Annotated in this window: 21 protein-coding genes and 1 pseudogene; 12 read left to right on the forward strand and 10 right to left on the reverse strand. The window is 71.7% G+C overall.

Annotation, left to right across the window (positions count from 1 at the left end; genetic code table 11):
- Nucleotides 1-67: 67 nt before the first annotated feature.
- The 4 genes from dnaJ to EJF31_RS22130 all read left to right on the forward strand — a co-directional run bounded on the left by dnaJ (nucleotide 68) and on the right by EJF31_RS22130 (nucleotide 4118).
- Nucleotides 68-1225: a molecular chaperone DnaJ gene (gene dnaJ / locus EJF31_RS12475; protein WP_125037776.1), complete on the forward strand. Its 1158-nt coding sequence runs from the start codon at nucleotides 68-70 to the stop codon at nucleotides 1223-1225.
- A 2-nt stretch (nucleotides 1226-1227) separates the two neighbouring features.
- Nucleotides 1228-1668, forward strand: coding sequence for a heat shock protein transcriptional repressor HspR (locus tag EJF31_RS12480; RefSeq protein ID WP_125037343.1), 441 nt, complete (start codon nucleotides 1228-1230; stop codon nucleotides 1666-1668).
- 150 nt (nucleotides 1669-1818) lie between these two features.
- Complete coding sequence (locus EJF31_RS12485; RefSeq protein WP_125037344.1) at nucleotides 1819-3141, forward strand: hypothetical protein; 1323 nt, start codon at nucleotides 1819-1821, stop codon at nucleotides 3139-3141.
- Entirely contained in the window at nucleotides 3141-4118 is a 978-nt protein-coding gene (locus EJF31_RS22130; protein ID WP_125037345.1) for an Abi-alpha family protein, read from the forward strand. Before EJF31_RS12485 ends, EJF31_RS22130 begins: the two co-directional genes overlap by 1 nt.
- Before the next feature lie 9 nt (nucleotides 4119-4127).
- On the opposite strand, the gene EJF31_RS12495 is transcribed toward EJF31_RS22130, so the two are convergent.
- The 3 genes from EJF31_RS12495 to EJF31_RS12505 are packed head-to-tail and all read right to left on the reverse strand — an operon-like array spanning nucleotide 4128 to nucleotide 7119.
- Complete coding sequence (locus EJF31_RS12495) at nucleotides 4128-5690, reverse strand: response regulator (RefSeq protein WP_125037346.1); 1563 nt, start codon at nucleotides 5688-5690, stop codon at nucleotides 4128-4130.
- A complete protein-coding gene (locus EJF31_RS12500; RefSeq protein ID WP_125037347.1) occupies nucleotides 5687-6334 on the reverse strand; it encodes a hypothetical protein in 648 nt (215 codons plus the stop codon). The genes EJF31_RS12495 and EJF31_RS12500 overlap by 4 nt, the downstream gene beginning before the upstream one ends.
- Before the next feature lie 23 nt (nucleotides 6335-6357).
- Nucleotides 6358-7119, reverse strand: coding sequence for a hypothetical protein (locus tag EJF31_RS12505; protein WP_125037348.1), 762 nt, complete (start codon nucleotides 7117-7119; stop codon nucleotides 6358-6360).
- 235 nt (nucleotides 7120-7354) lie between these two features.
- On the opposite strand from EJF31_RS12505, the gene clpB reads away from it, so the two are divergent.
- From clpB to EJF31_RS12520, 3 genes are all read left to right on the forward strand, one after another.
- Nucleotides 7355-9943, forward strand: coding sequence for an ATP-dependent chaperone ClpB (gene clpB / locus EJF31_RS12510; RefSeq protein WP_125037349.1), 2589 nt, complete (start codon nucleotides 7355-7357; stop codon nucleotides 9941-9943).
- 37 nt (nucleotides 9944-9980) lie between these two features.
- Nucleotides 9981-10346, forward strand: a complete 366-nt coding sequence (locus tag EJF31_RS12515) for a PleD family two-component system response regulator (RefSeq protein ID WP_221767532.1) — start codon at nucleotides 9981-9983, stop codon at nucleotides 10344-10346.
- A 66-nt stretch (nucleotides 10347-10412) separates the two neighbouring features.
- Nucleotides 10413-11486, forward strand: a complete 1074-nt coding sequence (locus EJF31_RS12520) for a hypothetical protein (protein WP_125037350.1) — start codon at nucleotides 10413-10415, stop codon at nucleotides 11484-11486.
- On the opposite strand, the gene EJF31_RS12525 is transcribed toward EJF31_RS12520, so the two are convergent.
- Nucleotides 11476-12645 carry a pyridoxal phosphate-dependent aminotransferase gene (locus EJF31_RS12525; RefSeq protein ID WP_125037351.1) on the reverse strand — a complete coding sequence of 390 codons (1170 nt, stop codon included), beginning with the start codon at nucleotides 12643-12645 and terminating at the stop codon, nucleotides 11476-11478. The two genes, EJF31_RS12520 and EJF31_RS12525, sit on opposite strands and share 11 nt — an antisense overlap.
- A 35-nt stretch (nucleotides 12646-12680) precedes the next feature.
- Between EJF31_RS12525 and pyrE the strand changes: the two genes are divergently transcribed.
- The gene (gene pyrE / locus EJF31_RS12530; RefSeq protein ID WP_221767533.1) at nucleotides 12681-13211 is read left to right on the forward strand and encodes an orotate phosphoribosyltransferase; all 531 of its coding nucleotides are present in this window, start codon (nucleotides 12681-12683) and stop codon (nucleotides 13209-13211) included.
- Nucleotides 13212-13227: 16 nt separating this feature from the next.
- Here pyrE and EJF31_RS12535 read toward each other — a convergent pair whose 3' ends face one another.
- Complete coding sequence (locus EJF31_RS12535) at nucleotides 13228-14463, reverse strand: HNH endonuclease signature motif containing protein (protein ID WP_125037353.1); 1236 nt, start codon at nucleotides 14461-14463, stop codon at nucleotides 13228-13230.
- A 272-nt stretch (nucleotides 14464-14735) separates the two neighbouring features.
- Nucleotides 14736-15449: a DedA family protein gene (locus tag EJF31_RS12540; protein ID WP_260430809.1), complete on the reverse strand. Its 714-nt coding sequence runs from the start codon at nucleotides 15447-15449 to the stop codon at nucleotides 14736-14738.
- Between the two features lie 98 nt (nucleotides 15450-15547).
- On the opposite strand from EJF31_RS12540, the gene EJF31_RS12545 reads away from it, so the two are divergent.
- The gene (locus tag EJF31_RS12545) at nucleotides 15548-16201 is read left to right on the forward strand and encodes a TrmH family RNA methyltransferase (RefSeq protein WP_125037779.1); all 654 of its coding nucleotides are present in this window, start codon (nucleotides 15548-15550) and stop codon (nucleotides 16199-16201) included.
- 6 nt (nucleotides 16202-16207) lie between these two features.
- Here EJF31_RS12545 and EJF31_RS12550 read toward each other — a convergent pair whose 3' ends face one another.
- Both EJF31_RS12550 and EJF31_RS12555 read right to left on the reverse strand, forming a co-directional pair.
- On the reverse strand, nucleotides 16208-16960 hold the full coding sequence (locus tag EJF31_RS12550) for a septum formation family protein (protein WP_185736228.1): 753 nt from the start codon (nucleotides 16958-16960) through the stop codon (nucleotides 16208-16210).
- 47 nt (nucleotides 16961-17007) lie between these two features.
- Entirely contained in the window at nucleotides 17008-17487 is a 480-nt protein-coding gene (locus tag EJF31_RS12555; protein ID WP_125037355.1) for a TIGR00725 family protein, read from the reverse strand.
- Between the two features lie 112 nt (nucleotides 17488-17599).
- On the opposite strand from EJF31_RS12555, the gene fbaA reads away from it, so the two are divergent.
- Together fbaA and EJF31_RS12565 are read left to right on the forward strand one after the other, a co-directional pair.
- Entirely contained in the window at nucleotides 17600-18634 is a 1035-nt protein-coding gene (gene fbaA / locus EJF31_RS12560; protein WP_125037356.1) for a class II fructose-bisphosphate aldolase, read from the forward strand.
- Nucleotides 18635-18816: 182 nt separating this feature from the next.
- A pseudogene (locus EJF31_RS12565) lies at nucleotides 18817-19781 on the forward strand (IS481 family transposase).
- 22 nt (nucleotides 19782-19803) lie between these two features.
- Here EJF31_RS12565 and EJF31_RS12570 read toward each other — a convergent pair.
- Nucleotides 19804-21330: a DHA2 family efflux MFS transporter permease subunit gene (locus tag EJF31_RS12570; protein WP_125037357.1), complete on the reverse strand. Its 1527-nt coding sequence runs from the start codon at nucleotides 21328-21330 to the stop codon at nucleotides 19804-19806.
- Between the two features lie 37 nt (nucleotides 21331-21367).
- Between EJF31_RS12570 and EJF31_RS12575 the strand changes: the two genes are divergently transcribed.
- Nucleotides 21368-21796, forward strand: coding sequence for a DUF3151 domain-containing protein (locus EJF31_RS12575; RefSeq protein WP_125037358.1), 429 nt, complete (start codon nucleotides 21368-21370; stop codon nucleotides 21794-21796).
- A gap of 21 nt (nucleotides 21797-21817) precedes the next feature.
- Here the strand turns inward: EJF31_RS12575 and lysS are convergent, their stop codons facing one another.
- Entirely contained in the window at nucleotides 21818-23548 is a 1731-nt protein-coding gene (gene lysS / locus EJF31_RS12580) for a lysine--tRNA ligase (protein ID WP_125037359.1), read from the reverse strand.
- Nucleotides 23549-23552: the final 4 nt, after the last annotated feature.

Here is a 23552-nt window from a genome sequence, read left to right on the forward strand (position 1 = left end):
CCGGAGTGTGTGAGCTGGACATGAGGGGAAGCGAGAGGGGGATGACCGCGTGAGCGCGACCGACGGCATGCGTGCCGACTGGGCCAACAAGGACTTCTACGCCGTGCTCGGCGTCGCGAAGGATGCGTCGGCCGAGGACATCAAGAAGGCCTACCGCCGGCTCGCGCGGGCCAACCATCCCGACTCCCACCCCGACGACCCGGCCAAGCACGAGACCTTCAAGAAGGTCGCGGAGGCCTACGACGTCGTCGGGGACCCCGAGAAGCGCAAGAAGTACGACGAGATGCGCTCGCTCTACGGCAGCGGTGCCCGCGGCGGGTTCCCCGGCGGCTTCGGCGGCGGGGGCGGGGCCGGAGGCTTCGACCTCAACGACCTGCTGCGCGACCGCGCCGGGGGTGGCGGCGGCTTCGGGGACATGTTCGGCGACCTGTTCGGCGGCGGCGGTCGACGTACGCACCAGCCGCGGCCGCAGAAGGGCGCGGACGTCGAGACGACGGCGACGATCAGCTTCACCGACGCCCTCGACGGCGTCACGATCTCGCTGCGCCTCACCTCCGACGCGCCCTGCCCGGACTGCGCCGGCACCGGCGGCAAGCCCGGCACCAAGCCGCACATCTGCCCCGAGTGCGAGGGGGCCGGCTTCGTGGTCGCCTCGGTCGGCGGCGCGTTCTCGATGAACGAGACCTGCCCCGCCTGCGGTGGCCGCCAACTGGTCTACGACGAGGCGTGCCCGACCTGTCACGGCTCCGGCCGCGGGATGTCGGCGCGCTCGATCCAGGCCCGGATCCCCGCGGGGGTCAAGGACGGTCAGCGGATCCGGCTGCGCGGCAAGGGCGCCGCCGGCGAGAGCGGCGGTCCGGCCGGTGACCTCTTCGTCACCGTCAAGGTCGCCCCGCACCGGCTGTTCGGGCGCAAGGCCGACAACCTCACGCTCGAGGTGCCGGTGTCCTTCGACGAGGCGGCGCTCGGCGCCGACATCAAGATCCCGACGCTGTCGGGGGCCCCGGTCACGCTGAAGATCCCGGCCGGCACGCCCAACGGCCGCACCTTCCGCGTCCGCGGCAAGGGTGCGCCGAAGGCCGACGGCACACGCGGTGACCTGCTGGCCACCGTCGAGGTCGTCGTGCCCGCGGTCCTCGACGATGCGGCGCGGGAGGCGATCGAGGCCTACCGGGCCGCGACCGCCGGCAAGCCGCTGCGGGCCGGGCTGTTCGAGGGCAGCTGACCGTGGCCGCCCGTGAGCCGTTCGGCAACCCCGGACCCGACGCTGCCGTCTACGTCATCAGCGTCGCGGCCGAGCTCACCGGCCTGCACCCGCAGACGCTGCGGACCTACGAACGGCTCGGCCTGATCACCCCCGGACGCACCGGGGGTGGCGGCCGCCGCTACTCCCACCGCGACGTCGAGCTGCTCCGCGAGATCGCCGACCTCACCTCGATCGGCATCGGCATCGAGGGCGTCCGCCGCATCCTCGACCTGACCGACCGGGCCGCCGCGCTGGCCGCCCGCAACGAGGAGCTGGTCGGCGAGCTCGAGGCGACCCGGGCGGCCCTGGCGCAGGCGCTCGCCGCCCGCCGCGACGGCACCCCGCTGCCGCCCAACAAGCTCCCCGTCCTGCGCCGGCCCTCGCCCGGCCAGTCGATGGTCGTGTGGCGGCGTACGCCCTGAGCCGGGGTGACGCCGCTGACGCACCCCCACCAGCGCAGCCCCGCGCAGCCACTGTGACGGAGTCCGCTTGACAAAGCCTGTCGCTTTGTAAGGTGCCCCGGCTACTCTCGACCGATCTGTCACGAGGCAGGACCGGACCCGATCGAGGGGGTGAGGACGACGTACGCCGCGATCATCGCGTGGCTGCAGGACTGGCTGCGCGACATCAACTGGGTGCACTTCGCGACCATCCCCGTCTTCACCGGCGTGATCGGCTGGCTGATCAACTGGTCGGGGCTGGTCATGCTGTTCAGCCCGGTGCGGTTCCACGGCGTCCGGATCCCCGGGATGCGCGAGCTCGCGAGCGTCCTGCCGCGCAAGATCCAGGAGGTGCCGGGCGTCCTGCAGGGCGGCATCGGCTGGCAGGGGATCATCCCGGCGCGCGCCGCCAAGATGGGCAGCATCGCCGTCGACAAGGCGATCGCCAAGCTCGGGACGCCGGCGGAGTTCTACCAGCAGCTCGAGCCGGACCGGATCGCCGAGCACATCGTCACGGTGTTCCGGCCCGAGATCCCCGAGCTCGTCGACCAGGTGATGCTGCGCGAGCACCCGCGACTGTGGCGGGACCTGCCGCGGCCGGTGCGGGACGCGGTGATCGACCGGGTCCAGGCCCAGCTGCCGTCGGTGGTCGGCCGGGTCACCACCGAGATCGGCGTCCACATCGACCAGCTCCTCGACCCCAAGATCATGGTGATCGACCACTTCCAGAAGAACCCCGCCCTCGTGGTGCGGATCTTCCGCGACTTCGGCCAGCGCGAGCTCAACCTGATGGTGGCCTTCGGCTTCGTCTTCGGCTTCCTGCTCGGCATCCCGGTGGCGGTCGTGGACAGCATCTTCGGCCTCTGGTGGCTGCTGCCGCTGCTGGGTGTCGTGGTCGGCTGGGTCACCAACGCCCTCGGCATGTGGCTGATCTTCGAGCCGCCCGAGCCGCGGACCTACTTCGGGATCCGGCACCAGGGCCTGTTCCTGCGCCGTCAGGACCAGGCCGCGGAGGTCTACGCGCGGATCATCGCCGAGGACGTCATCACGCTCGAGCGGATCGGCGATTTCCTGCTCGACGGCCCGCGCGGCGACCGCACCCGCCAGATGCTGGCGACCGCGATGCGGCCCGCGATCGACCAGGCCGCCGGCCCCGCGCGGGCGGCGGTCCGGGTCGCGATGGGCCCCCGGCGCTTCGACACGATCCGGGACTCGGTCGCCCGCGAGGCGGTCGGACGCACCCTGACCCCGTTCAAGGACCCGGCCTTCTCCCAGCGGCAGGCGGAGAAGATCCGGGTGCTCATCGCCCGCCGCACCAAGGAGCTGCCGCCGCGTGACTTCGTGGAGATGATGCGCGCGGCGATCAAGGAGGACGAGTGGATGCTCTACGCCCACGGCGCCGTCATGGGCCTGGCGGGGGGCTTCCTCCACCTCGCGATATTCGGAGTGAGCTGATGGCCGTGGAACCCCTCGACCCCTACGACGAGATCCCCGAGATCGAGCACGACAAGCCCCGGCGTACGCCGCAGGGCGGGCCGCACCTGCCGGAGTCGATCGCGCCGGCCGTCGAGGCCCTGCCCGGCCTGGCGCGGGTGGCCGCCTCGGCCTGGTGGCACACCACCGAGTGGGGCGTGAAGACGTCCGCGAAGGCAGGCCTCCGGTTGGCCCGGGCGGTCACCGACCCCGCCGAGGCGACCGCCATCGCGCGCGACGCCACCGAGGCGGCCTCGGTCATCGGCGGCCTCGCGCGCTCGGTCTCCTCCGGCATGCCGCTCGGCAAGGCGCTGGTGACCGCGGGGGAGTGGCTGGCCGAGCCGCCCGACGAGGCCGTTACCACGCCGTCGGCCAACGGGCACGCCCCCGAGCCCCGTCCGACCGGCCCCTCCCTGCGCGAGCGCGGGGCCGAGCTGCTCGAGCGCTCCCGGGACGTGTGGAACACCGACCAGGCGCACCCCGCCCACGAGCGGATCCTCGACGAGCTCGCACCCGACGAGGCCCGGATCCTGCTGCTCCTGCTCGAGGGCGGTCCGCAGCCGAGCGTCGACGTCCGCACCGGTGGCCCGATCGGGATGGTCTCCAGCCAGCTGATCGCGCCGGGCCTGAGCATGATCGGCGCCCGGGCCGGGTGCCGCTACCTCGACCAGGTGCCGTCCTACCTCAACAACCTGTTCCGGCTCGGCCTGGTGTGGTTCAGCCGAGAGGCGCTGCGCGACCCGATGCCCTACCAGGTGGTCGAGGCGCAGCCGGACGTGCTGGCGGCCGTGCACTCGGTGAAGTTCGCCAAGGTGGTGCGACGCAGCATCCACCTCACGCCCTTCGGCGAGGACTTCTGCCGCAAGGTGCTCGTCGACGAGCAGGTCGCCACGGACACCTTCCCCGAGCACGCCACGCCGCCCGCCCCGGAGTCGGGCGAGCCCCCGCAGGAGCCCTGACCGGGACGCTCAGCAGGCGTTCAGCGTGATCGTGAACGTCGAGCCGTGGGGGTCTCCGGGCGTGTAGGTGACCGAGCCGCTCTGTGCCTGCGCGAGCGTGCGGACGACGTAGAGCCCCAGGCCGGTCCCCTTGGCGACGGTGTCGTTGGCACGGGCGAACTCGCGGAAGAGGTGCTCCCGGAACTCCGGCGGCACGCCCTCGCCCTCGTCGACCACGTCGATGCTGATCCGGGACCCGGCCGGCCGCACGCGCACGGTGTAGGGCGCCTGGCCGTACTTGTGGGCGTTGGCCAGCAGGTTGCTGAGCATCTGCTCGAGCCGCAGCGGGTCGGCCCGGACCGCCCGCTCGTCCTCGATGACGACCTTGACGTCGTAGCGGTCGGTCACGACCCCCTCGATCACGGCCGAGAGGTCGACCGGTTGCATGTCGATGCGCAGCGTCCCGCGCTGGATCTGGGCCGCGGTGAGCAGGTCGGCGGTGATGCTGTCGAGCATCCGGGCCTGCCGGGCGACCGAGGCCATCAGCCGGTTGCGCTGCTCCTCGTCCATGTCGGCCGCGGACCAGCCGAGCGTCTCGGCGATGCCGTTGATGACCGCGACCGGGCCGCGGATCTCGTGGGCCGTGGTCGCGATCGCGCGGCGCAGCAGGCCCACGTCGTCGGCGGTCGAGTCGAGGTAGACCAGCACCGACCAGCCGGTGCGGCGCAGGGTCGCGCGGACGTTGCCGCCGACCAGCTCGACCTCGAAGGACGCGTCGGAGTCGAGGCGGTGGTAGGACACGAGCGCGGCCAGCGCCGGGGAAGCGAGCCCGAGCGGGGTGCCGGCGGTGGAGGCGTGGCCGAGCAGGCGCTGGGCCATCGCGTTGGCGTAGACGATGCGGAACAGCGGCTCGTCGGCCAGCTCGATGATGCCGTAGGGCGCCATGCCGAGCGCCTCCCACGAGGAGACCCGGGACGCCATCGAGGCCGGCGAGGACTCCACGCGATCGTCGGAGCGGACGTTCGGGATCGTGTGGCCGGAGCCGGATCCACCGCCCGACCCGCCGCCGGACGGGGCGGGTCGGTCCGGTGCGTGCTCGACCACGTCCGTGGTCGTCGTGCTGGTCGGGTCTGTCTGCTCCACGCTGTCCTCCTGGTCAGCCGGCGGCGGGGGAGGTACGACGGAGAGCGGCCGGGGAGCCCGGGGGACTCCTGACGTCACGTCTCGCACGTAGTCGAGGATCGAGTTCAGGGACGCGCCCTTCTGGACGTATCCGTCTGCCCCGGCCGCGACCGCGCGGGCGGACATCTGGGTCGCGCCGAAGCCCGACAGCACGATGATCTTGGCGGCGGGCAGGAGCCGACGCATCGTGGGCAAGGCCTCGAGGCCGTCCATGACGGGCATGGCGAGGTCCAGCAGGACCACGTCGGGGCGCAGGTCGCGCACCGCGTCGATGCCCTCCTGGCCGTCGCCGGCCTCGGCGACGACGTCGAAGCCGCCGCGGGTCAGGGCCAGGCGCAGCAGCTCGCGCAGGTCGGCGGTGTCGTCGACGATGACGACTCGCTGGGGCTGGACTCGCGCGGCGGCACTCATGGCGTCGGCCTTTCGTGGGTGTGGGCGGCGAGGACCTCGGCGGCGACCGCGGCCTGCGGGTCGTCGGACTCCACGATCCGGTGGACTGCGGCGGGCGAGCTGCGCAGCAGCTCGATGGCGAAGTGCTCGCTGCCGAGCAGGTTGGTGATGATCCGGCTCGCCGAGTCGATGGAGCTGGTCAGGGCGACGTCGGCCTTGGCCGGCTGGCCCAGGTCGAGGGCCATCTTGGCCACCACGAGCCCCTGGAGGACCGAGTCGTTGAGCTCGAGCGCCTGCTGCTCCCGGGCCCGGAGGTCCTCGAAGAGCTGGGCGCCCTGCATCAGGGAGGAGTAGTTGCGGCGCAGCGTCCAGTAGTAGACGGCCACGGCCGCGCCGACGGCGTCCCAGATCGTCAGGGGCCAGCCCCAGGCCACCCGCATGGCCAGGCCCTCGTCGTCGGAGAGCCCCAGCGAGGGCAGCAGCATGTGCACCGCGTGCGAGCCATGGTGGACCGCGCAGGTGAAGAAGATCGCGGCGGTGGCGGCGCCCAGCGGGTTGGTGCGCAGCTGGTGGCTGCGGGCCAGCGGGACCACGATCGCCAGGGAGATGAGCAGGTAGGCGACCATGATCACCGCGTTGCACACCAGGCCGATCTGCCACGACATCGGCTACTCCTTCCCCGGGCGGGTCACGCGCCGGCACCGCTGATCGTCAGGAGCCCGAGCGCCACCACGGACGTGGCGAAGAAGACGTGGGCGACGGGGTGCCACCCCGACCAGCCGCCGACCCGGGACCGCACCCGGCCGTCGTGGAGCAGCTGGAAGCACACGCCCGCGGCGACGAGCTCCCAGGCGCAGGCGGCGAGGTCCCAGGGGCCGGCCTCCTCGGGACCGGGGATCAGGCCCCACGGCAGTCCGGTCGTGCGGGTGGCGGTCCAGAGCGTGAGCAGGGCGAGGTTGCCGGCGAGGCCGACCGCCAGCAGCGGCCGGCTGCTGCCGCGCAGCAGCAGCCCGGCCCAGACCAGCTGGGCGAGCGCGGTGACCGCGAAGAAGGCCCCCAGCAGGGCGCCCTCCCGGAAGTGCCCGGGGCACACCGCGGCGTGCACGCCGGCGGCCGCCGCGCTGCTGACCACGGCCAGCGGCAGGAGGGCGTACGACGCGTCGCCGGCGGCCGACGCCGGGAGGCGTGGCGGCGCGGGGACGGGAGCGGAGGCGGGGGCCGGTGCTACCGAGGTCACCGGGGCCGCGGCGAAGCGGTGGGCGAGCAGCTCGTCGCGCAGTCGGCGGATCCGGCGTTCGTGCTCGTCGTGCGGTGCGCCGGCACGGCGGCGCGAGGCCAGCGTGGTCGGCGCGAGCAGCACGGTCAGGCCCACGAGTCCCCCCGCGACCAGCGCGTAGTGGATGCCGTGTGCGAGTGTGCCCGCGCTGTCTGCGGCCGACAAGGCGATCATCTGTTGTCTCCCACCCACCCCTGCCCCCAGCCGAGGTGCCCCACTGGGCAATGTAGGGCCTGGGCCCGCCTGCTGCTCGCGGATCGCGGAAATCCTCGGGTGGTCGTTTTGACGTTTCCTTGCCGCTGCCGACACATTCCAAAGTTGAGTGGAACAGACTCAACTTCTGGTGCGTTGATCCCCATGACGAGCACACTGGGTGCCGTCGAGCCACCCGTCACAGGAGAAGACCGAGATGAGTCAGTTCGGGGCCGAGAAGTTCACGAGCCGCAGCCGCGAGGCGATCGAGGCAGCCCAGCTCTCCGCCACCACGGCCGGCAACACCACCACCGAGCCCATCCACCTCCTCGTCGCCCTCCTCCGCCAGGAGGACGGGACCTCGCGCACGCTGGTCACCAAGGCCGGCGTCGAGGCAGCCGCCCTGGCCGCCCGCGCCGAGGCCGTCATGGCCGCCCTGCCGAAGGCCAGCGGCGCCACCGTCCAGCAGCCGGCCGCCTCGGCCGCGCTCACCCGCGTCCTCGCCGCCGCGCTCGACCTCGCGGGCGGCATGAAGGACGAGTACGTCGCCACCGAGCACCTCCTCATCGCGATCGCCGGCACCGAGAGCAGCGCCCAGAAGGTGCTCACCGACGCGGGGCTCACCGCCGACGGGCTGCGGGAGGGCCTGACCGCCGTGCGCGGCAACCGCCGCGTCACCAGCCAGGACGCGGAGTCGACGTACGAAGCCCTCGAGAAGTACTCCGTCGACCTCACCCGCTCCGCCGAGGAGGGCCGTCTCGATCCCGTCATCGGCCGGGACGCCGAGATCCGCCGCGTCGTGCAGGTCCTGTCCCGCCGCACCAAGAACAACCCGGTGCTCATCGGCGAGCCCGGCGTCGGCAAGACCGCCGTCGTCGAGGGGCTCGCCCAGCGCGTCGTCGCCGGCGACGTCCCCGACTCGCTCAAGGGGCGCCGCGTGCTCAGCCTCGACCTGGCCGCGATGGTGGCCGGCGCGAAGTACCGCGGCGAGTTCGAGGAGCGCCTCAAGGCCGTCCTCGAGGAGATCAAGGACGCCGGCGGCCAGATCATCACCTTCATCGACGAGCTGCACACCGTCGTCGGCGCGGGCGCCGGCGGCGACTCGGCGATGGACGCCGGCAACATGCTCAAGCCGATGCTGGCCCGCGGTGAGCTGCACATGATCGGCGCGACCACGCTCGACGAGTACCGCGAGCGCATCGAGAAGGACCCCGCCCTCGAGCGCCGCTTCCAGCAGGTCTTCGTCGGCGAGCCCAGCGTCGAGGACACGATCCAGATCCTGCGCGGCATCCAGGAGAAGTACGAAGCGCACCACGGCGTCCGGATCACCGACGCCGCGCTGGTGGCTGCCGCGACCCTGTCCGACCGCTACATCCCGGGTCGCCAGCTGCCGGACAAGGCCATCGACCTCATCGACGAGGCCGCCTCCCGCCTGCGCATGGAGATCGAGTCCTCGCCAGAGGAGATCGACCAGCTCCGGCGCGCGGTCGAGCGGCTGAAGATGGAGGAGTTCGCCCTCGACAAGGAGACCGACCCGGCCTCCCGGGAGCGGCTCGGCGCGCTGCGCGCCGACCTCGCCGACCGCGAGGAGGAGCTGCGCGGGCTCGAGGCCCGCTGGGAGCACGAGAAGGCCACCCTCGAGGGCGAGGGCGAGCTGCGGCGCCGCCTCGACTCCGTCAAGGTCGCCGCCGACAAGCTGATGCGCGAGGGCAAGCTCGACGAGGCGAGCGAGCTGCTCTACGGCCAGATCCCCGAGCTCGAGAAGAAGCTCGCCGGCGTCGAGGCGGCCGAGCGCAGCGAGGTCGAGCCGCTCGTGGGCGAGGAGGTCGGGGCCGAGCAGGTCGCCGAGGTCGTCGAGGCCTGGACCGGGATCCCCACGGGCCGGATGCTCGAGGGCGAGACCGCCAAGCTGCTGCGCATGGAGGAGGTCATCGGGGAGCGCCTCGTCGGGCAGGAGCAGGCCGTGCGGGCCGTCTCCGACGCCGTACGTCGCTCCCGCGCCGGCATCTCCGACCCGCACCGGCCGACCGGCTCGTTCCTGTTCCTCGGTCCCACCGGCACGGGCAAGACCGAGCTCGCCAAGTCGCTGGCCGACTTCCTGTTCGACGACGAGCGGGCGATCGTGCGCATCGACATGAGCGAGTACTCCGAGAAGCACTCCGTCGCGCGCCTCGTCGGTGCCCCTCCCGGCTATGTCGGCTACGACGAGGGCGGCCAGCTGACCGAGGCGGTGCGCCGGCGTCCCTACGCCGTGGTGCTGCTGGACGAGGTCGAGAAGGCACACCCCGAGGTCTTCGACATCCTGCTGCAGGTGCTCGACGACGGTCGGCTCACCGACGGGCAGGGCCGCACGGTCGACTTCCGCAACACGCTGCTGATCCTGACCAGCAACCTCGGCTCGGCCTACCTCGTCGACCCGACGCTGGACGGTGAGAAGAAGCGCGAGTCGGTGCTGGCCACCGTGCGGGCGTCGTTCAAGCCGGAGTTCCTCAACCGGCTCGACGAGATCGTGCTGTTCGAGGCCCTTGGCAAGGACGAGCTCGCCCACATCGTCGACCTGCAGCTCGCGCTCCTGGAGAAGCGGCTGGCGGTCCGCCGGATCACCATCGAGGTGACCGAGGCTGCTCGGGGCTGGCTCGCCGAGACCGGCTACGACCCGGCGTACGGCGCCCGTCCGCTGCGCCGCCTCATCCAGACCGCCATCGGCGACCCGCTCGCGCGGCTGCTGATCGCGGGGGAGGTGACCGACGGCGGCCGCGTCGTGGTCGACCGCGCCGGCGACGGGCTGGGGCTGGTCGCCGGCTGAGCGGGCCATCCCGGCGCTGGGCACTAGGGTTGGCGGCGTGGCACTGATCGTGGCAGCTGACGACGATCCCGACCTGCTGATGCTGGTCCGGATGCGCCTCGTCGCGCTCGGCCACGAGGTGCTCGAGGCCCACGACGGGGCCGAGGCCCTCGAGCTGTGCCGGACCCGTCGCCCCGACCTGGCGGTCCTCGACATCACCATGCCGAATCTCACGGGCCTGGAGGTGCTCCGCACGATCCGGGCCACCCCGGAGATGCACACGATGCCGGTCATCCTGCTCACGGCGCTGGCCTCCGACGACGCGGTCGCCGAGGGGATCCGGGCCGGCGCGAGCGCCTACATGACCAAGCCCTTCCGGCTGCTCGACCTCGGCAACCGGGTCGCGGAGCTGGTCGGCGACTGAGCGTTCGGTCACTCTCGCCCGGGCTGGCGATGCGGCGGCCACCACCCGTTTGGTGGAATGGCAGGTATGAGCGCCTCCCACCGCCCCCGCCAGGTCACCTTCGCGGCGGGGCTGATCATGACCGGGTCGGTGCTCGTGGTGCTGACGGCTTGGGAGCGGATCTCCGGCCTGCACACCCTGGAGACCCAGGACTCCGTCGAGAAGTTCCTGTCCACGCCGCCCGGCGACTCGCTCGGCCTGGGCGTCGAGGGCGTGCTGGGGATCCTCCGCGTCACCGGGATGATCGCGGCCGCCTGCGCCACCGCCACCGCGATCCTCGGCTTCCAGGTCCTCCAGCGCAGCCGCAGCGCCCGGGTGGGCCTGTCGATCCTGGCGTTGCCGGTCTTCGTGACCGGACTCCTCACCGGCGGTCTGATGTCCTCGATGGTCGCGGCCGCCTCCGTCATGCTGTGGCTGCCGCCGGCGCGCGACTGGTTCAACGGCCGCGAGGGGATGAAGCGGCTCACCGGCGAGGGTCTCCCCACAGGGCAGGTCCCACCGGGGGAGGTCCCACCGGGGCAGGTGCCGCCCGCCCCGCCGTTGTCGCCCACGACGTACGCCGATCCGTCGGGGCAGCCGCGCGCGATGCAGGGCTTCGGTGAGCCGGCGGGTCCCGGCGGCGTCGAGCAGTCCCTGCTGCCCGGGTCCCCGACCGACGTGTCGTCCCGGCCCTCGGCCGTGATGTGGGCCTGCCTGCTCGCGTGGGTGTGCTCGGGCCTGGCGATCGCGCTGATGGCGACGAGCGCGGCGATCCTGGCCGTCAGTCCCGGCGTCGTCTTCGACGAGCTGCACCGGCAGAACCCCGACCTCGCCGGCCAGGGGGTCTCCGACGACGCGCTGCGCATCGCGACGTTCGTGATGGTGGGCCTGGCGGTCATCTGGTGCGTGCTCGCGATCGTCCTGGGCGTCCTGGTCTGGCGCCGGGTGGCCTGGGCCCGCCGCGGGCTGGCCGTGTCGGCCTCGGCGGCGGCGGTCATGCTGCTGGTGGCCACGCTCGGCCAGCCGGTGCTGGTCCTGCCGCTCGCCGCGGCGGTGGTGACCCTGGCGCTGCTGGTCCGGCCCGACGTGAAGGCGTGGTTCGGGGCGACGCCTACGCAGTGAGGTCGGCGGCGGCCAGCCGCCGCAGCCCCTCCTCGATGATCGCCGGCTCCTTGCAGAACGCCCAGCGCACGAGGTGCCGCCCGGCCTCGACGTCGTCGTGGAAGACCTGGCTCGGGATCGCCACGACCCCGGCCCGCTCGGGCAGGGCGAGGCAGAACGCGAGCCCGTCCTCCCAGCCCAGCGCCGAGATGTCGGTCGTCGCGAAGTAGGTCCCCTCGGGCACCCGGACCTCGAGTCCCACGTCGGCGAGCCCCGCGCAGAGCAGGTCGCGTCGGCCCTGCAGGTCCCGCGCGAGCTGGGCGGGCCAGTCCGGGGCCTCGTCGAGCGCATGCGCCACGGCGGGCTGGAGCGGTGACCCGGACGTGAACGTCAGCCACTGCTTGGCCGCCAGCACGGCGCCCACGAGCTCGGCGGGCCCGGTCGCCCAGCCGACCTTCCAGCCCGTGAAGGAGTAGGACTTGCCGGCGCTCGACAGGGTCAGGGTGCGCTCGAACATGCCGGGCAGCGTCGCCAGCGGCACGTGCTCGTGGTGGCCGCTCGCGTCGCTGTAGACGAGGTGCTCGTAGACCTCGTCGGTGATCACGGTCAGGTCGTGCTCGATCGCGACGGCGGCGATGGCGCCCAGCTCCTCGCGGGTCAGGACCGTGCCGGTCGGGTTGTGCGGGGAGTTGACCAGCAGGAAGCGGGTCCGGTCGGTGACGGCCGCCCGCAGCTCGTCGGGGTCGAGGCGGAAGTCCGGGGCACGCAGGGTCACCGGACGGCGTACGCCTCCGGCCATCTGGATCATCGCGACGTAGGAGTCGTAGTAGGGCTCCAGCACGACCACCTCGTCGCCCGGGTTCACCAGCCCGAGCAGCGCCGCGGCGATCCCCTCGGTGGCCCCGGTGGTCACCACGACCTGGGAGTCGGGGTCGAGCTCGATGCCGTAGTGGCGCTGCTGGTGCCGGGCGACGGCCTGCCGCAGGGCGGGTACGCCGATCCCCGGTGCGTACTGGTTCTGCCCGGACTCCAGCGCCGCCACCGCCCGCGCGATCACCTCGGGCGGGCCGTCCACGTCGGGGAAGCCCTGGCCGAGGTTCACCGCCTGGGTGCGCACCGCGAGCGCCGACATCTGGCTGAAGATCGTGGGCGGGATGTCCTGCAGGCGAGAGGCGAGCATGACCCCGAGGGTAGCCATGGGACAGGATGGGGCGCGTGACCGCTGACGAGACCCTCGCCGCCGACATCGACGCCTGCTGCCGCCTGACCGGGGAGTTCACGCTCCGCTCCGGCCAGGTCGCCTCGGAGTACTTCGACAAGTACCTCTTCGAGTCCGACCCCGCGCTGCTCGCTCGCGTGGCCCGGCAGATGGTCGACCTGCTGCCCGCCGACACCGACCTGCTCGGCGGCCTCGAGCTCGGCGGCATCCCGATCGCGACGATGGTCAGCAGCCTGACCGGCACCCCGGCGCTCTTCGTGCGCAAGAAGGCCAAGGAGTACGGCACCTGCAAGCTCGCCGAGGGCCCGGACGTCGCCGGCCGCCGGGTGACGATCATCGAGGACGTCATCACCACCGGCGGCGCCGTACGCGACGCGACGCGGGCGCTGCGCGAGGCAGGCGCGATCGTCGAGGTCGTGGTCTGCGCGATCGACCGCAGCCCGGCAGGGGAGAACCCCCTCGCCGACGTGGGCCTCGAGGTCCGCCCGGTGCTCACCAAGGAGCAGCTGGACGCAGCGCGGGGCTGAGCCCTGAGGCGTCGGCCTATGTCCGCCTGGTGAAGGCGACCTTCCCGCCGGCCTGTGTGGTCATCGTGAACTTCGGGTCGTGCGCCCGGGCGTGGTGATGCGGGCAGAGGAGCATCCCGTCGGTGTTCGTCTCGCCGCCCAGGCTCCACGGGATCGGGTGGTGTCCGTGACACAGACCGGGCGGCCAGTCGCATCCCTGGGCGTTGCAGCCGCCCTGCTCGATTGCCATCGCGATTCGCTGGGACTCGCTGTGGAAGCGGCGCTTGCGGCCGAGATCGAGGACCTGGGACTTGCCGCCGAGGACGGCGGGGATGATCCCCGCCTCGCACGCCAGGCGGCGTGCTTGGCCGGCGGTGATCCGCTCTCCGGTGTCCAGCGACGCGGCTTTCAGGCCGCCCATCAGGGTGGAGATGTCCATGGTGACCACGACGGTGGCGTTGACACCGCCGGCCTTGGGGAGCTTCTTGGTGGGGTAGCGCTCGATCAGCTCGCAGAACGCCTGCCCCATCCGCTCGGCACTGGGCCTGCGTTCACCGAGCCCCCCGTCGACGGCGGCGCGGTGCTTCGGGGCAGCGAAGGCGAGCAGCGCCTTCTTCAGCATCGCGGCCTGGGCGGCCGGGAGGGTGAACCGGCCGTGGACCTTGCCGTGTCCGTCGTCGGTCATGGTCAGCTTGGTCGACATCGCGGCAGCGCGTTCTTCGTCCTCGAGCTGCTTGGCCTCGTGCGCCTCGGCCGCCTCGGGGTCGAGGAAGTCCAGGATCCGCCGGCCCAGCACCTTGAGTGCTTTGGCGTCGTGGTCGGCGGCGAACTTGATCAGCATCGCTTCGGCCTCGTCGCGGTGCTCGGCCGGGAGGACCTCGACGGCGTCGACGATCACCCGAGCCTGCTCCACGAGAACCTGACCGGCCGCGACCGCCGTACGGAGTGCGGGCCTTGTGGCCAGCGCGACGGCGAGCCGCATCTTCCCGTGCGCAGACGTCCGGGTCTGATGAGTCGCGTGCGCCCAGAAGTTGGTCGTCGACGTCGCCCCGACAGACTCCCCGACCCCGACGGCCTTGGCGTGCTCGGCGACCCGCATCTCGAGCTCGGCGAGCTGGGCGGACAGCCGCGTCACCGCGGTCAGCGTCGCAGCGGACTCGGCCGCATCCATCGACCAGAGCGACACATCCGCCAGCTCCGAGAGCTGTGACTGCATGGTCTCGACAGCGCGCGACACCTGGTGTCGAGGCGGCTGGGTGACCATCGCTGTCATGGATCAATTCCAGCAGGGACCACCGACAAAACCGCAGGCCAGAGCCCCTTTTCCAGCACGACAAAGGTAAAGAATCGAGGGAATTTTGAAACCTCGTTCGAGCGGTCGAGTGAAGAAGCCGAAGGCCGGGAAGCAAGGTCCGGAGGTACCTCGTGCGAACCCTGCGGTGACCAAGGAAATTCTAGAAATACGCGCCGAAGGCGCGAGGTCCCGCAGCGAAGCGTCGGCGCGCAACCAGCCCAGAGTCGCCGGCAGTTGCGCCGGCACCCACGTCAGCTCTCGGCGGAGGTCTGCACGCCCTCGGCGTCCTCGTCGTCCTCGTCGCTGCCACGGTGCCGCCAGCCCTCCCAGACGAGCGGGATGACGGTGAAGACGAGGATCGCGATCATCGCGTAGTCGATGTTGTTGCCGATCGAGGGGAAGGTCTGGCCGAGGAAGTAGCCCAGGCAGATGATGCTGACCACCCATGCCACGGCGCCGACGCCGCTCCAGGTGAAGAACCGGCGGCGCTCCATCTGCGTCACGCCGGCCACCACGGTGATGTAGGTACGCACGAACGGCACGAAGCGGCCGATGACCAGGGCCTTGCTGCCGTGCCGGTCGAAGAACGCGTCGGTCTTGTCGAGGTACTTCCGCTTGAGGAACCGGCCGTTGCGCTCGTAGAGCGGTGGACCGATCCGGCGGCCGATCTCGTAGCCGGAGACGTTGCCCAGGAACGCGACGGCGGCGAGCAGGATCGTGGCGACGACCAGCTCGACGAACGGGGTCCCGATCCCGAGCACGTCGATCTTCTCGCCCGCGATGAAGAGGCCGAGCGCGAAGAGCAGGGTGTCGCCGGGCAGGAACGGGAAGAAGAGCCCGCACTCGACGAAGATGATGCCGAGGCTGATCCAGATGAAGGCCCCGCCGAACTGCTGGAGGAGCCACTCGGGGTCCATCCAGGAGATGCCGAGGAGCAGGGGATGGAGGAGGAGGGCCAGCGTCACCCCCGTAGCGTATCGGCACCCGCCTGAAGCCAACCTGCCAAGCGGTCCGTAGCCTGACGCGCGTGCAGGACCAGGAGCCCAATGCGCCGTACGACCCGATGCCGCACGGTCCGGCCGAGGTCGGCGTCGGGCCGTGGGAGGGTCCGCTGCCGGAGGGGGACCAGTACGACGCCCAGCTGCTCGCCGAGGGCGACCGGCGCAACGTGGTCGACCGCTACCGCTACTGGTCGATGGAGGCGATCGTCGCCGACCTCGACACCCGCCGCCACGACTTCCACGTGGCGATCGAGAACTGGCAGCACGACTTCAACATCGGCACGATCGTGCGGTCGGCCAACGCCTTCCTGGCCGCCGAGGTGCACATCGTGGGCAACCGCCGGTGGAACCGGCGCGGCGCGATGGTCACCGACCGCTACCAGCACGTCCGGCACCACGCGACGGCTGCGGACCTGGCTGCCTACCTCCACGCCGCCGACGTGGCGCTGCTCGGCATCGACAACCTGCCGGGCTCCCTGCACCTCGAGACGATGACGGTGCCCCGCCGGGTCTGCTTCCTGTTCGGCCAGGAGGGCCCCGGCCTGTCCGAGGGCGCGCGCGAGGTCTGCGACGGGACGTTCTCGATCGCGCAGTTCGGATCGACGCGGTCGATCAACGCCTCGGCCGCGGCCGCGATCGCGATGCACACCTGGGTGCGGGAGTACGCCGACCTCGGTGGCGAGGCCGGCGACTCCCGCGGGGTCTGGAGGGGCTGAGTCGCGTCAGCTCGTCGTCTGCGAGTAGCAGACGACGAAGTGGTCGCCCAGCGACCACGACACGGCGCCCTGGGCGCTCCACCGCCAGTAGGCGGTGCCGGCGATGGCGGGGCAGCGGCGTTCTGCGGCGTGCTGGAGCTGCTGCTGCGACGGGTAGGCCTTCTGGTCGATCCGGAAGGTCCCGGCCGAGCGCCAGGCGTGCGTGCGGGCGCACGTCGTCTGGGCGTACTTGCCGGTCTCACAGCGCGCGACGGAGTCGGGCAGCGGCGGCTTCGGCAGGGCCGGGGTCGCGTCGGTCGGGAGGTTGACCAGCTCGGTGCCCCCGAGGAGCGCGACGTCGCAGCGGATCCAGCGTGCGCCGTGGTCGATCTCGGCCTGTGTGGGCTGGAAGTACAGCCAGGAGTACGCCGACCTGTCGCGCACCTTGTCGGTGCGCCCCAGGGTGGCCATGAAGGTCGGGATGCACTTGTGGGAGGCGATCTTGAAGAGCTTCGCCGCGGAGACGCTCCAGGAGACGCCCGCTGGCAGCTTGGCGACCTTGATGACGCGCGCGGTGTGGGCGCTGCTGCACGGCACCGGATCGGACGGGTCGGCCTTCTTCTGAGAGTGGGCCAGGTCGATGGCGTGGCAGTCGCCGAGGGCCGGCGCGTGATAGCCCGGCCCGGCCATGGCGACGCCGGTGGTGAGCAGGGCTGCGGTCGTTGCGAGCGTGGCCACGACCCCGAGGAGGGCGCGTCGGACGCTGAGTGATGAGAGCACGGAGGCTCCTTTCGCCAGGTGGCGACGGGCCACAACCGCCCGAACGTTCAGCCTAGCGCCGTAACGACCGCTCGCACCGCCGCTTCGGCGTCGGGCACGACCGCCCCGACGTCGTCCGGGAGGTCCCATGGGTCGATCAGCGCGAGCGGCACGCCGGTGCGCCGGGCGAGCGCGATCTCGCTCAGCGTGCCCCAGCTGCAGCCGACCGACACCACCGCGTCGGCGGCGCGGACGAGCAGTCCGTTGCGGAGCTCGCCCAGCCCGGTCGGCAGCAGGAACGTGTGGGACGTCGAGCCCTCGTTGCGGTCCAGACCCGGGAGCAGGCCGATCGCCACGCCGCCCGCGCCGGTGGCGCCCCGGGCGGCCGACGACATCACGCCGTGGTGGCCGCCGGTCAGCACCACGGCCCCCGCCTCGGCGAGGAGACGGCCGACCTCCTCGGCGTACTGGTGGTCGTCGGGCGTCACCGCGTCGGCCGGGCCGACGACGGCGACGTAGCGCCCGGCGAGCGGGCGTGCCTCCTCCACGCTCCGACGGTACGCCGTGCCACGCCTCGGGACCTCCAGAACCGGCCGACTCCCGACCCGCGAGTAGCCACTAGGGTGAAGGCGCCGTTGGAACACCGCCCGAGGAGTCCCCATGCCCATCGCAACCCCCGAGATCTACGCCGAGATGCTCGACACCGCCAAGAAGAACGCCTTCGCGTTCCCGGCGATCAACGTGTCGTCCTCGCAGACGCTCAACGCCGCCCTGCAGGGCTTCGCCGACGCCGGCTCGGACGGCATCATCCAGGTCTCGACCGGAGGCGCTGAGTACCTCTCCGGTCCGACCGTGAAGAACATGGTCACCGGCTCGGTCGCCTTCGCGGCCTACGCCGCCGAGGTCGCCAAGAACTACCCCGTGAACATCGCGCTGCACACCGACCACTGCCCCAAGGACAAGCTCGACGGCTTCGTCCGGCCGCTGGTGGCGATCTCCGCCGAGCGGGTCGCCCGCGGTGAGGCGCCGCTCTTCCAGTCGCACATGTGGGACGGCAGCGCCGTGCCGCTCGACGAGAACCTCAAGATCGCCGAGGAGCTGCTGGCCCAGTGCGCCGCGGCCCGGATCATCCTCGAGATCGAGGTCGGCGTCGTCGGTGGCGAGGAGGACGGTGTCGTCGGCGCGATCGACGAGAAGCTCTACTCCACGCCCGAGGACGCCCTCGCCACGATCGCCGCCCTCGGCTCCGGCGAGAACGGCCGCTACATGACCGCGCTGACCTTCGGCAACGTGCACGGCGTCTACAAGCCCGGCAACGTCAAGCTCCGTCCCGAGATYCTCCGCTCGGCGCAGGACGCCGCGGTCGAGAAGCTCGGCCTGGCCGCCGGCGCCAAGCCGTTCGACCTCGTCTTCCACGGCGGCTCGGGCTCGACGCCCGAGGAGATCGGCGCGGCCGTCGACTACGGCGTGGTGAAGATGAACGTCGACACCGACACCCAGTACGCCTTCACGCGTCCGGTCGCCGCCCACATGTTCACCAACTACGACGGGGTCCTGAAGGTCGACGGCGAGGTCGGCAACAAGAAGGCCTACGACCCGCGCGCCTGGGGCAAGGCGGGCGAGGCCGGCATGGCCGCCCGCGTCGGCGAGGCCTGCGCGAACCTCCGGTCGGCAGGCAAGAGCATCAGCGCCTGACGCACCCAGCCTGCAACGACGTACGCCCCGGTCGCAGCAGCGGCCGGGGCGTACGTCGTGGTGTGGGTCCGGGCTAGTTGTACCCGGCCGGGACGTTGGTGACGGTGCAGGTGTCTTGACGTGAGGAGAGCCCCCGGTTGGGGTGTGGCTTGTCTAGGTCCGACTCCAAACCGGAGGCTCTCGTGTCCCACGCTAATGCGCGGCTGACCTTTCGTGGTCGGCTGCTGATCGTCGAACGTCACCAGCAGGGCTGGAAGAAGGCCCACATCGCCGACGCGATGGGGGTATCCCGCGGCTGCGTGCTGAAGTGGATTGGGCGGTATGCCGCCGAGGGCGAGGCCGGCCTGCACGACCGGTCTTCGCAGCCGCACACCATGCCCACTAAGACCGCGCCAGAGATTGAGGAACGGGTGCTCCGGGCCCGCGCCGNAGCATCGTCGGGGTCAGGACTGGCTCGGCCCCGAGCTCGGGGTGCCAGCGCGGACGGTCGCCCGGATCCTGCGCCGGCACGGGGTGCCCTACCTGCGCGAGTGCGATCCGATGACCGGCGAGGTAATCCGGGCGTCAAAGACCACCKCGNGTCCGCTACGAACGCGGCCGGCCCGGCGAGCTGGTGCACATGGACGTCAAGAAGCTCGGCAAGATCCCCGACGGCGGCGGCTGGGCCGCCTGGGGTCGCGCGGCCACCGTGGATCAGCGGCACAAGAAGCAGCGAATCGGATACGACTACGTGCACTCCCTGGTCGACGACCACTCCCGACTGGCCTACTCCGAGATCCTGCCCGACGAGAAGGGCACCACCTGCGCCGACTTCCTGGCCCGCGCGGTGGCCTACTTCGCGGTCCACGGGATCACTCGCGTCGAGGACCTGATCACCGACAACGCCTTCGCCTACCGGCACTCGACCGCCATGCGCCAGACCTGCGCCGACCTGGGCGTGCGGCAGCTCTTCATCAAGCCGCACTGCCCCTGGCAAAACGGCAAGGTCGAACGGTTCAACCGCACCCTGCAAGACGAGTGGGCTTACTGCCAGGTCTTCGTCAGCAACGACGAACGCGCCGCCGCACTTGCCCCCTGGCTCGAGCTCTACAACACTCGACGCCGCCACAGCGCACTCGGAGGCCTACCGCCGATCAGCCGCCTGTGACCAACCTGGTGGCCGGGTACAGCTAGTCGGCGGATGCCGCCGGGGTCGCCACCGTCGCGCCCGGGGCGGCGGCCGGACCGCCCCAGCCCTGGTGGCGCGGCTTCTCGAAGAACAGCACGGCCACGAAGCCGGCGACCAGCACCAGCGGCGGCAGCAGCATCGAGTCGGCCATGGCGCTGCTGAACTTGTCGGCGATCGCGGCCGGGAGTCCCGCGCCGGACGCGCCCGCCTTGCCGTTGAAGGCCGGGAGGCCGTGCGCCGCGATCCGCGAGTCCATGAGCACGGCGATCGCCGCGGACCCGAGCACCGCACCGACCTGGCGGGTGGCGTTGTAGACGCCGGCGCCCGCGCCGGCCAGCTGGATCGGCAGGTTGCGGGTCGCGGTGGCGGAGTTGGGCGCCCAGACGCCGGCGTTGCCGGCGCCGAAGACGAGCATCGGCGGGACGAGCGCCCAGATCGTGATGTCCGGGGTCATCACGAAGGACAGCCACACCAGGGACCCGACGATCAGGCCGAAGCCGATCGAGGTGATCAGCCGGGGGTGGACCCGGTCGGTCAGCGAGCCGATCGGTTTGGCCAGCGCGATCGTCATGACCGCCATCGGCACCAGCAGCAGCGCGGACCGGGTCGGGCTCATCCCGCGCACCACCTGCGCCCAGATCATCAGCGGGATCGCCATCGCGGTGATCGCGAAGCCCATGACCGAGATGGCGATGTTGGCCAGCGAGAAGTTGCGGTCGCGGAAGAGGTGCAGCGGCACCAGCGGCTCGGCGCTGTTGCGGGCCTGCCACCAGACGAAGCCGGCGAAGACGAGGAGCCCGGCGGCGATCATCAGCCAGATCTCGGTGGACCAGGAGTACTGGTGGCCCTCCTGGATGCCGAAGACCAGCAGGAACATGCCGGCACCGCTCAGCGCGACGCCCAGCCAGTCGAAGCGGTGGCTGTTGGTGGGCAGCGTCGGGACCAGGCGCCAGGCCAGCGCGAAGCCGATGATGCCGACGGGGATGTTGATGAAGAAGATCCACTCCCAGCCGAGGCCGTCGACCAGGACGCCGCCGAGGATCGGGCCGACCAGCGTGGCCACGCCGGCGGTGGCGCCCCACAGCGACATCGCGGCCCCGCGGCGCTGGGCCGGGAAGATCCGGGTGATGATCGCCATCGTCTGCGGCGTGATCATCGAGGCGCCCAGGCCCTGCACCACGCGGGCCACGATCAGTCCCTCGACGGTGTTGGTCAGGCCGCACCACAGCGAGGCCAGCGTGAAGACGGTCAGGCCAGCGAGGTAGAGGTTCTTGGGACCGAACCGGTCACCCAGTCGGCCGGTGATCAGCACCGGGACGGCGTAGGCCAGGAGGTAGGCACTGGTCACCCACACCACGTCGTTGACCCCGGCATGGAGGTCCTCGATGATCGCCGGCGTCGCCACCGAGACGATGGTCGAGTCGACCAGGATCATGAAGAAGCCGAGGCACAGGGCGAACAGGGCCGGCCACGGGTCCTTCTCCGCGCCGGGTGCGGCCGAGACCGGGGAAGCGGGTGCGTGGGTCATGGCACTACTCAACACCCCTGCATGGACAATTACTCCCATGACCTCCCCCCCGAACGGCTTCGGCGACCTGATGGCCGGCCCCCCGCCCACCCACCTCCCCGTGGACCCCGCCAGCGCGGAGCTCGCGGCCGGTGCCGCACCCGTCGACGTGGTGCGCGCCCACCCGGCGTCGCCGGTCGCCTGGGCCGCCCTCGGGGGCGAGGCCGCCGACGCGGAGCTCGACCCCGTGACGGTCTACGCCTACGCCCGCGTCGGCTACCACCGCAGCCTCGACCTGCTGCGCCGCAACGGCTGGAAGGGCCACGGCCCAGTCCCGTGGGAGCACGAGCCCAACCGCGGCTTCCTGTCCTGCCTGGCCCTGCTCGCCCTGTCCGCCAAGGTCATCGGCGAGACCGAGGAGTGGGAGCGGTGCTCGGAGTTCCTCCGCGACTCCAGCCCCACGGCGTACGCCGCGCTCCTGGGCTGAGGCCGAGCGGGAGGAGGTGCGTCACGCCTGCAGCAGCGAGCGCACCTTCTCCGCGCCGAGCGCGACGAACAGGGTCGGCAACCGCGGTCCGCGGTCGGCGTCGACGAGCAGGTTGTAGAGCAGGTTGAAGAACGCCTTCTGGTCGGCCTTCACCTGGTCGGTCGGGGCGTCGTCGAGACCGAGCCCGCGGGCGAGCTTCGGCACGCCGTAGACCAGGGTCGTGATCTCGTCGAGGTGCAGCTCGTCGGGCATCCGGTCGAGCAGCTGGGCCAGCCAGAGCTGCTCGTCCTCGTTGAGCCCCGCCAGGCGCTCGGTGTCGGCGGTGGCGCGCACGGTGGTGCGGTCCTCGGCCGGCACGAACTCGCTGGTCCACGTCATCGCCTTGGTCAGCCGCGGCTCGAGCTCGGCGACGGTCTCGTGCGGGTGGCCGACGTTGGTCACCGTCGTGGAGATCAGCTCGGCGGAGCCGGCCGTCACGTCGGCGACCGACGACAGCACCCGGAACGGCACGACGACGGCGGGCGTCGGCAGGGTGCCGGCCGCCGCGGTGGCCGAGGCCCGCTCGAACGCGAGCACCTGCGCGTCCCGCTTGGCCGGGTTGGCGGCCTTCTTGCCGAGCGCGTCCCACTCGTCGTAGAGGCGCACGACCTCCGGCCCGAAGTCGACGGTGAACGCCTGCTTGGGCTGGCGGCGGGCGTAGAGCCACCGCAGGATCGGGGCCTCGAGCACCTTGAGCGCGTCGGCGGCCGTGGGCACGCCGCCCTTGGACGACGACATCTTCGCCATCCCGGCCACGCCGACGAAGGAGTAGCCGACGAACGACGGCGCGCGGCCGCCGTAGACGTCCTTCACGAGCTCCTTGCCGACGGTGTACGACGACCCCGGCGACGCGTGGTCGACGCCGCCCGGCTCGAAGTCGACGCCCTCGAACTCCCAGCGCATCGGCCAGTCGACCTTCCACACGAGCTTGCCCTCGTGCTGCGTGGTCAGGTTGGTGACGCCCTCGAACGCGCAGACCCGGCAGGTGTAGGCCAGGTCGGTCGTCTCGTCGTCGTACGACGTCACGGTGGTCGTGTCGCGGCCGCAGTCGCGGCAGTAGGGCTTGTAGGGGAAGCGCGCCAGGTCGTCATCACCGGTGCCGGCGGGCTCGTCGTCGATGGCGACCGAGTCGGCCAGCGACTCGGCCTCCTCCTCGGACTCGGCGACGGGCGCGGCCTTGGTGCGGTAGCGCGACATGACGGTCTCGATGTCGCCCCGACGCTGGACGGCGGTCAGGATCTGGTCGCGGTAGGTGCCGGCGCGGTACTGCTCGGTCTGCGAGACCTCCTCCATCTCCACGCCGAGCTCGGCGAGCGCGGCGCGCAGCGGGGCCTTGAAGTGCTCGGCCCACGACGCGTGGCACTCCCACGGGTCGGGCACGGCCGAGAGGGGGCGGCCGATGTGCTCGTTCCACGCCTCGTCGACGCCGGCGGGCACCTTGCGGAAGCGGTCGTAGTCGTCCCAGCTGTGCAGGTGCCGCACCGGGATGCCGCGGCTGCGGATCTCCTCGGCGACGAAGTGCACGGTGAGGAACTCCCGCAGGTTGCCCAGGTGGATCGGTCCGGACGGGCTCGCCCCGGATGCGCACGTGATCAACCGGTCGGTGTCGCCGCGGTGCGCACGGGTCTGCTCCGCGTGCCGGATCGCGTCGTCGGCGGCGCGGGTGACCCAGTCGGTGGGGTTCTGCTGGGAGGCCTGTCCGCCTCGTGCCATGGCT

The organism is Nocardioides sp. LS1 (genome assembly GCF_003865225.1).
Classification (GTDB): Bacteria; Actinomycetota; Actinomycetes; order Propionibacteriales; family Nocardioidaceae; genus Nocardioides; species Nocardioides ginsengisegetis.

What these genes read in the sequence shown, in the direction of transcription:
- EJF31_RS12545 (WP_125037779.1), top strand. Translation starts at nt 15,548, where the DNA reads ATGCCGCACGGTCCGGCCGAGGTCGGCGTCGGGCCGTGGGAGGGTCCG.
- EJF31_RS12500 (WP_125037347.1), bottom strand. Translation starts at nt 6,334, where the DNA reads ATGTCGTGGCAGATCGGCCTGGTGTGCAACGCGGTGATCATGGTCGCC.
- EJF31_RS22130 (WP_125037345.1), top strand. Translation starts at nt 3,141, where the DNA reads ATGGCCGTGGAACCCCTCGACCCCTACGACGAGATCCCCGAGATCGAG.
- EJF31_RS12570 (WP_125037357.1), bottom strand. Translation starts at nt 21,330, where the DNA reads ATGACCCACGCACCCGCTTCCCCGGTCTCGGCCGCACCCGGCGCGGAG.
- EJF31_RS12520 (WP_125037350.1), top strand. Translation starts at nt 10,413, where the DNA reads ATGAGCGCCTCCCACCGCCCCCGCCAGGTCACCTTCGCGGCGGGGCTG.
- EJF31_RS12525 (WP_125037351.1), bottom strand. Translation starts at nt 12,645, where the DNA reads ATGCTCGCCTCTCGCCTGCAGGACATCCCGCCCACGATCTTCAGCCAG.
- dnaJ (WP_125037776.1), top strand. Translation starts at nt 68, where the DNA reads ATGCGTGCCGACTGGGCCAACAAGGACTTCTACGCCGTGCTCGGCGTC.
- clpB (WP_125037349.1), top strand. Translation starts at nt 7,355, where the DNA reads ATGAGTCAGTTCGGGGCCGAGAAGTTCACGAGCCGCAGCCGCGAGGCG.
- lysS (WP_125037359.1), bottom strand. Translation starts at nt 23,548, where the DNA reads ATGGCACGAGGCGGACAGGCCTCCCAGCAGAACCCCACCGACTGGGTC.
- EJF31_RS12495 (WP_125037346.1), bottom strand. Translation starts at nt 5,690, where the DNA reads ATGAGTGCCGCCGCGCGAGTCCAGCCCCAGCGAGTCGTCATCGTCGAC.
- EJF31_RS12535 (WP_125037353.1), bottom strand. Translation starts at nt 14,463, where the DNA reads ATGACAGCGATGGTCACCCAGCCGCCTCGACACCAGGTGTCGCGCGCT.
- EJF31_RS12575 (WP_125037358.1), top strand. Translation starts at nt 21,368, where the DNA reads ATGACCTCCCCCCCGAACGGCTTCGGCGACCTGATGGCCGGCCCCCCG.
- EJF31_RS12505 (WP_125037348.1), bottom strand. Translation starts at nt 7,119, where the DNA reads ATGATCGCCTTGTCGGCCGCAGACAGCGCGGGCACACTCGCACACGGC.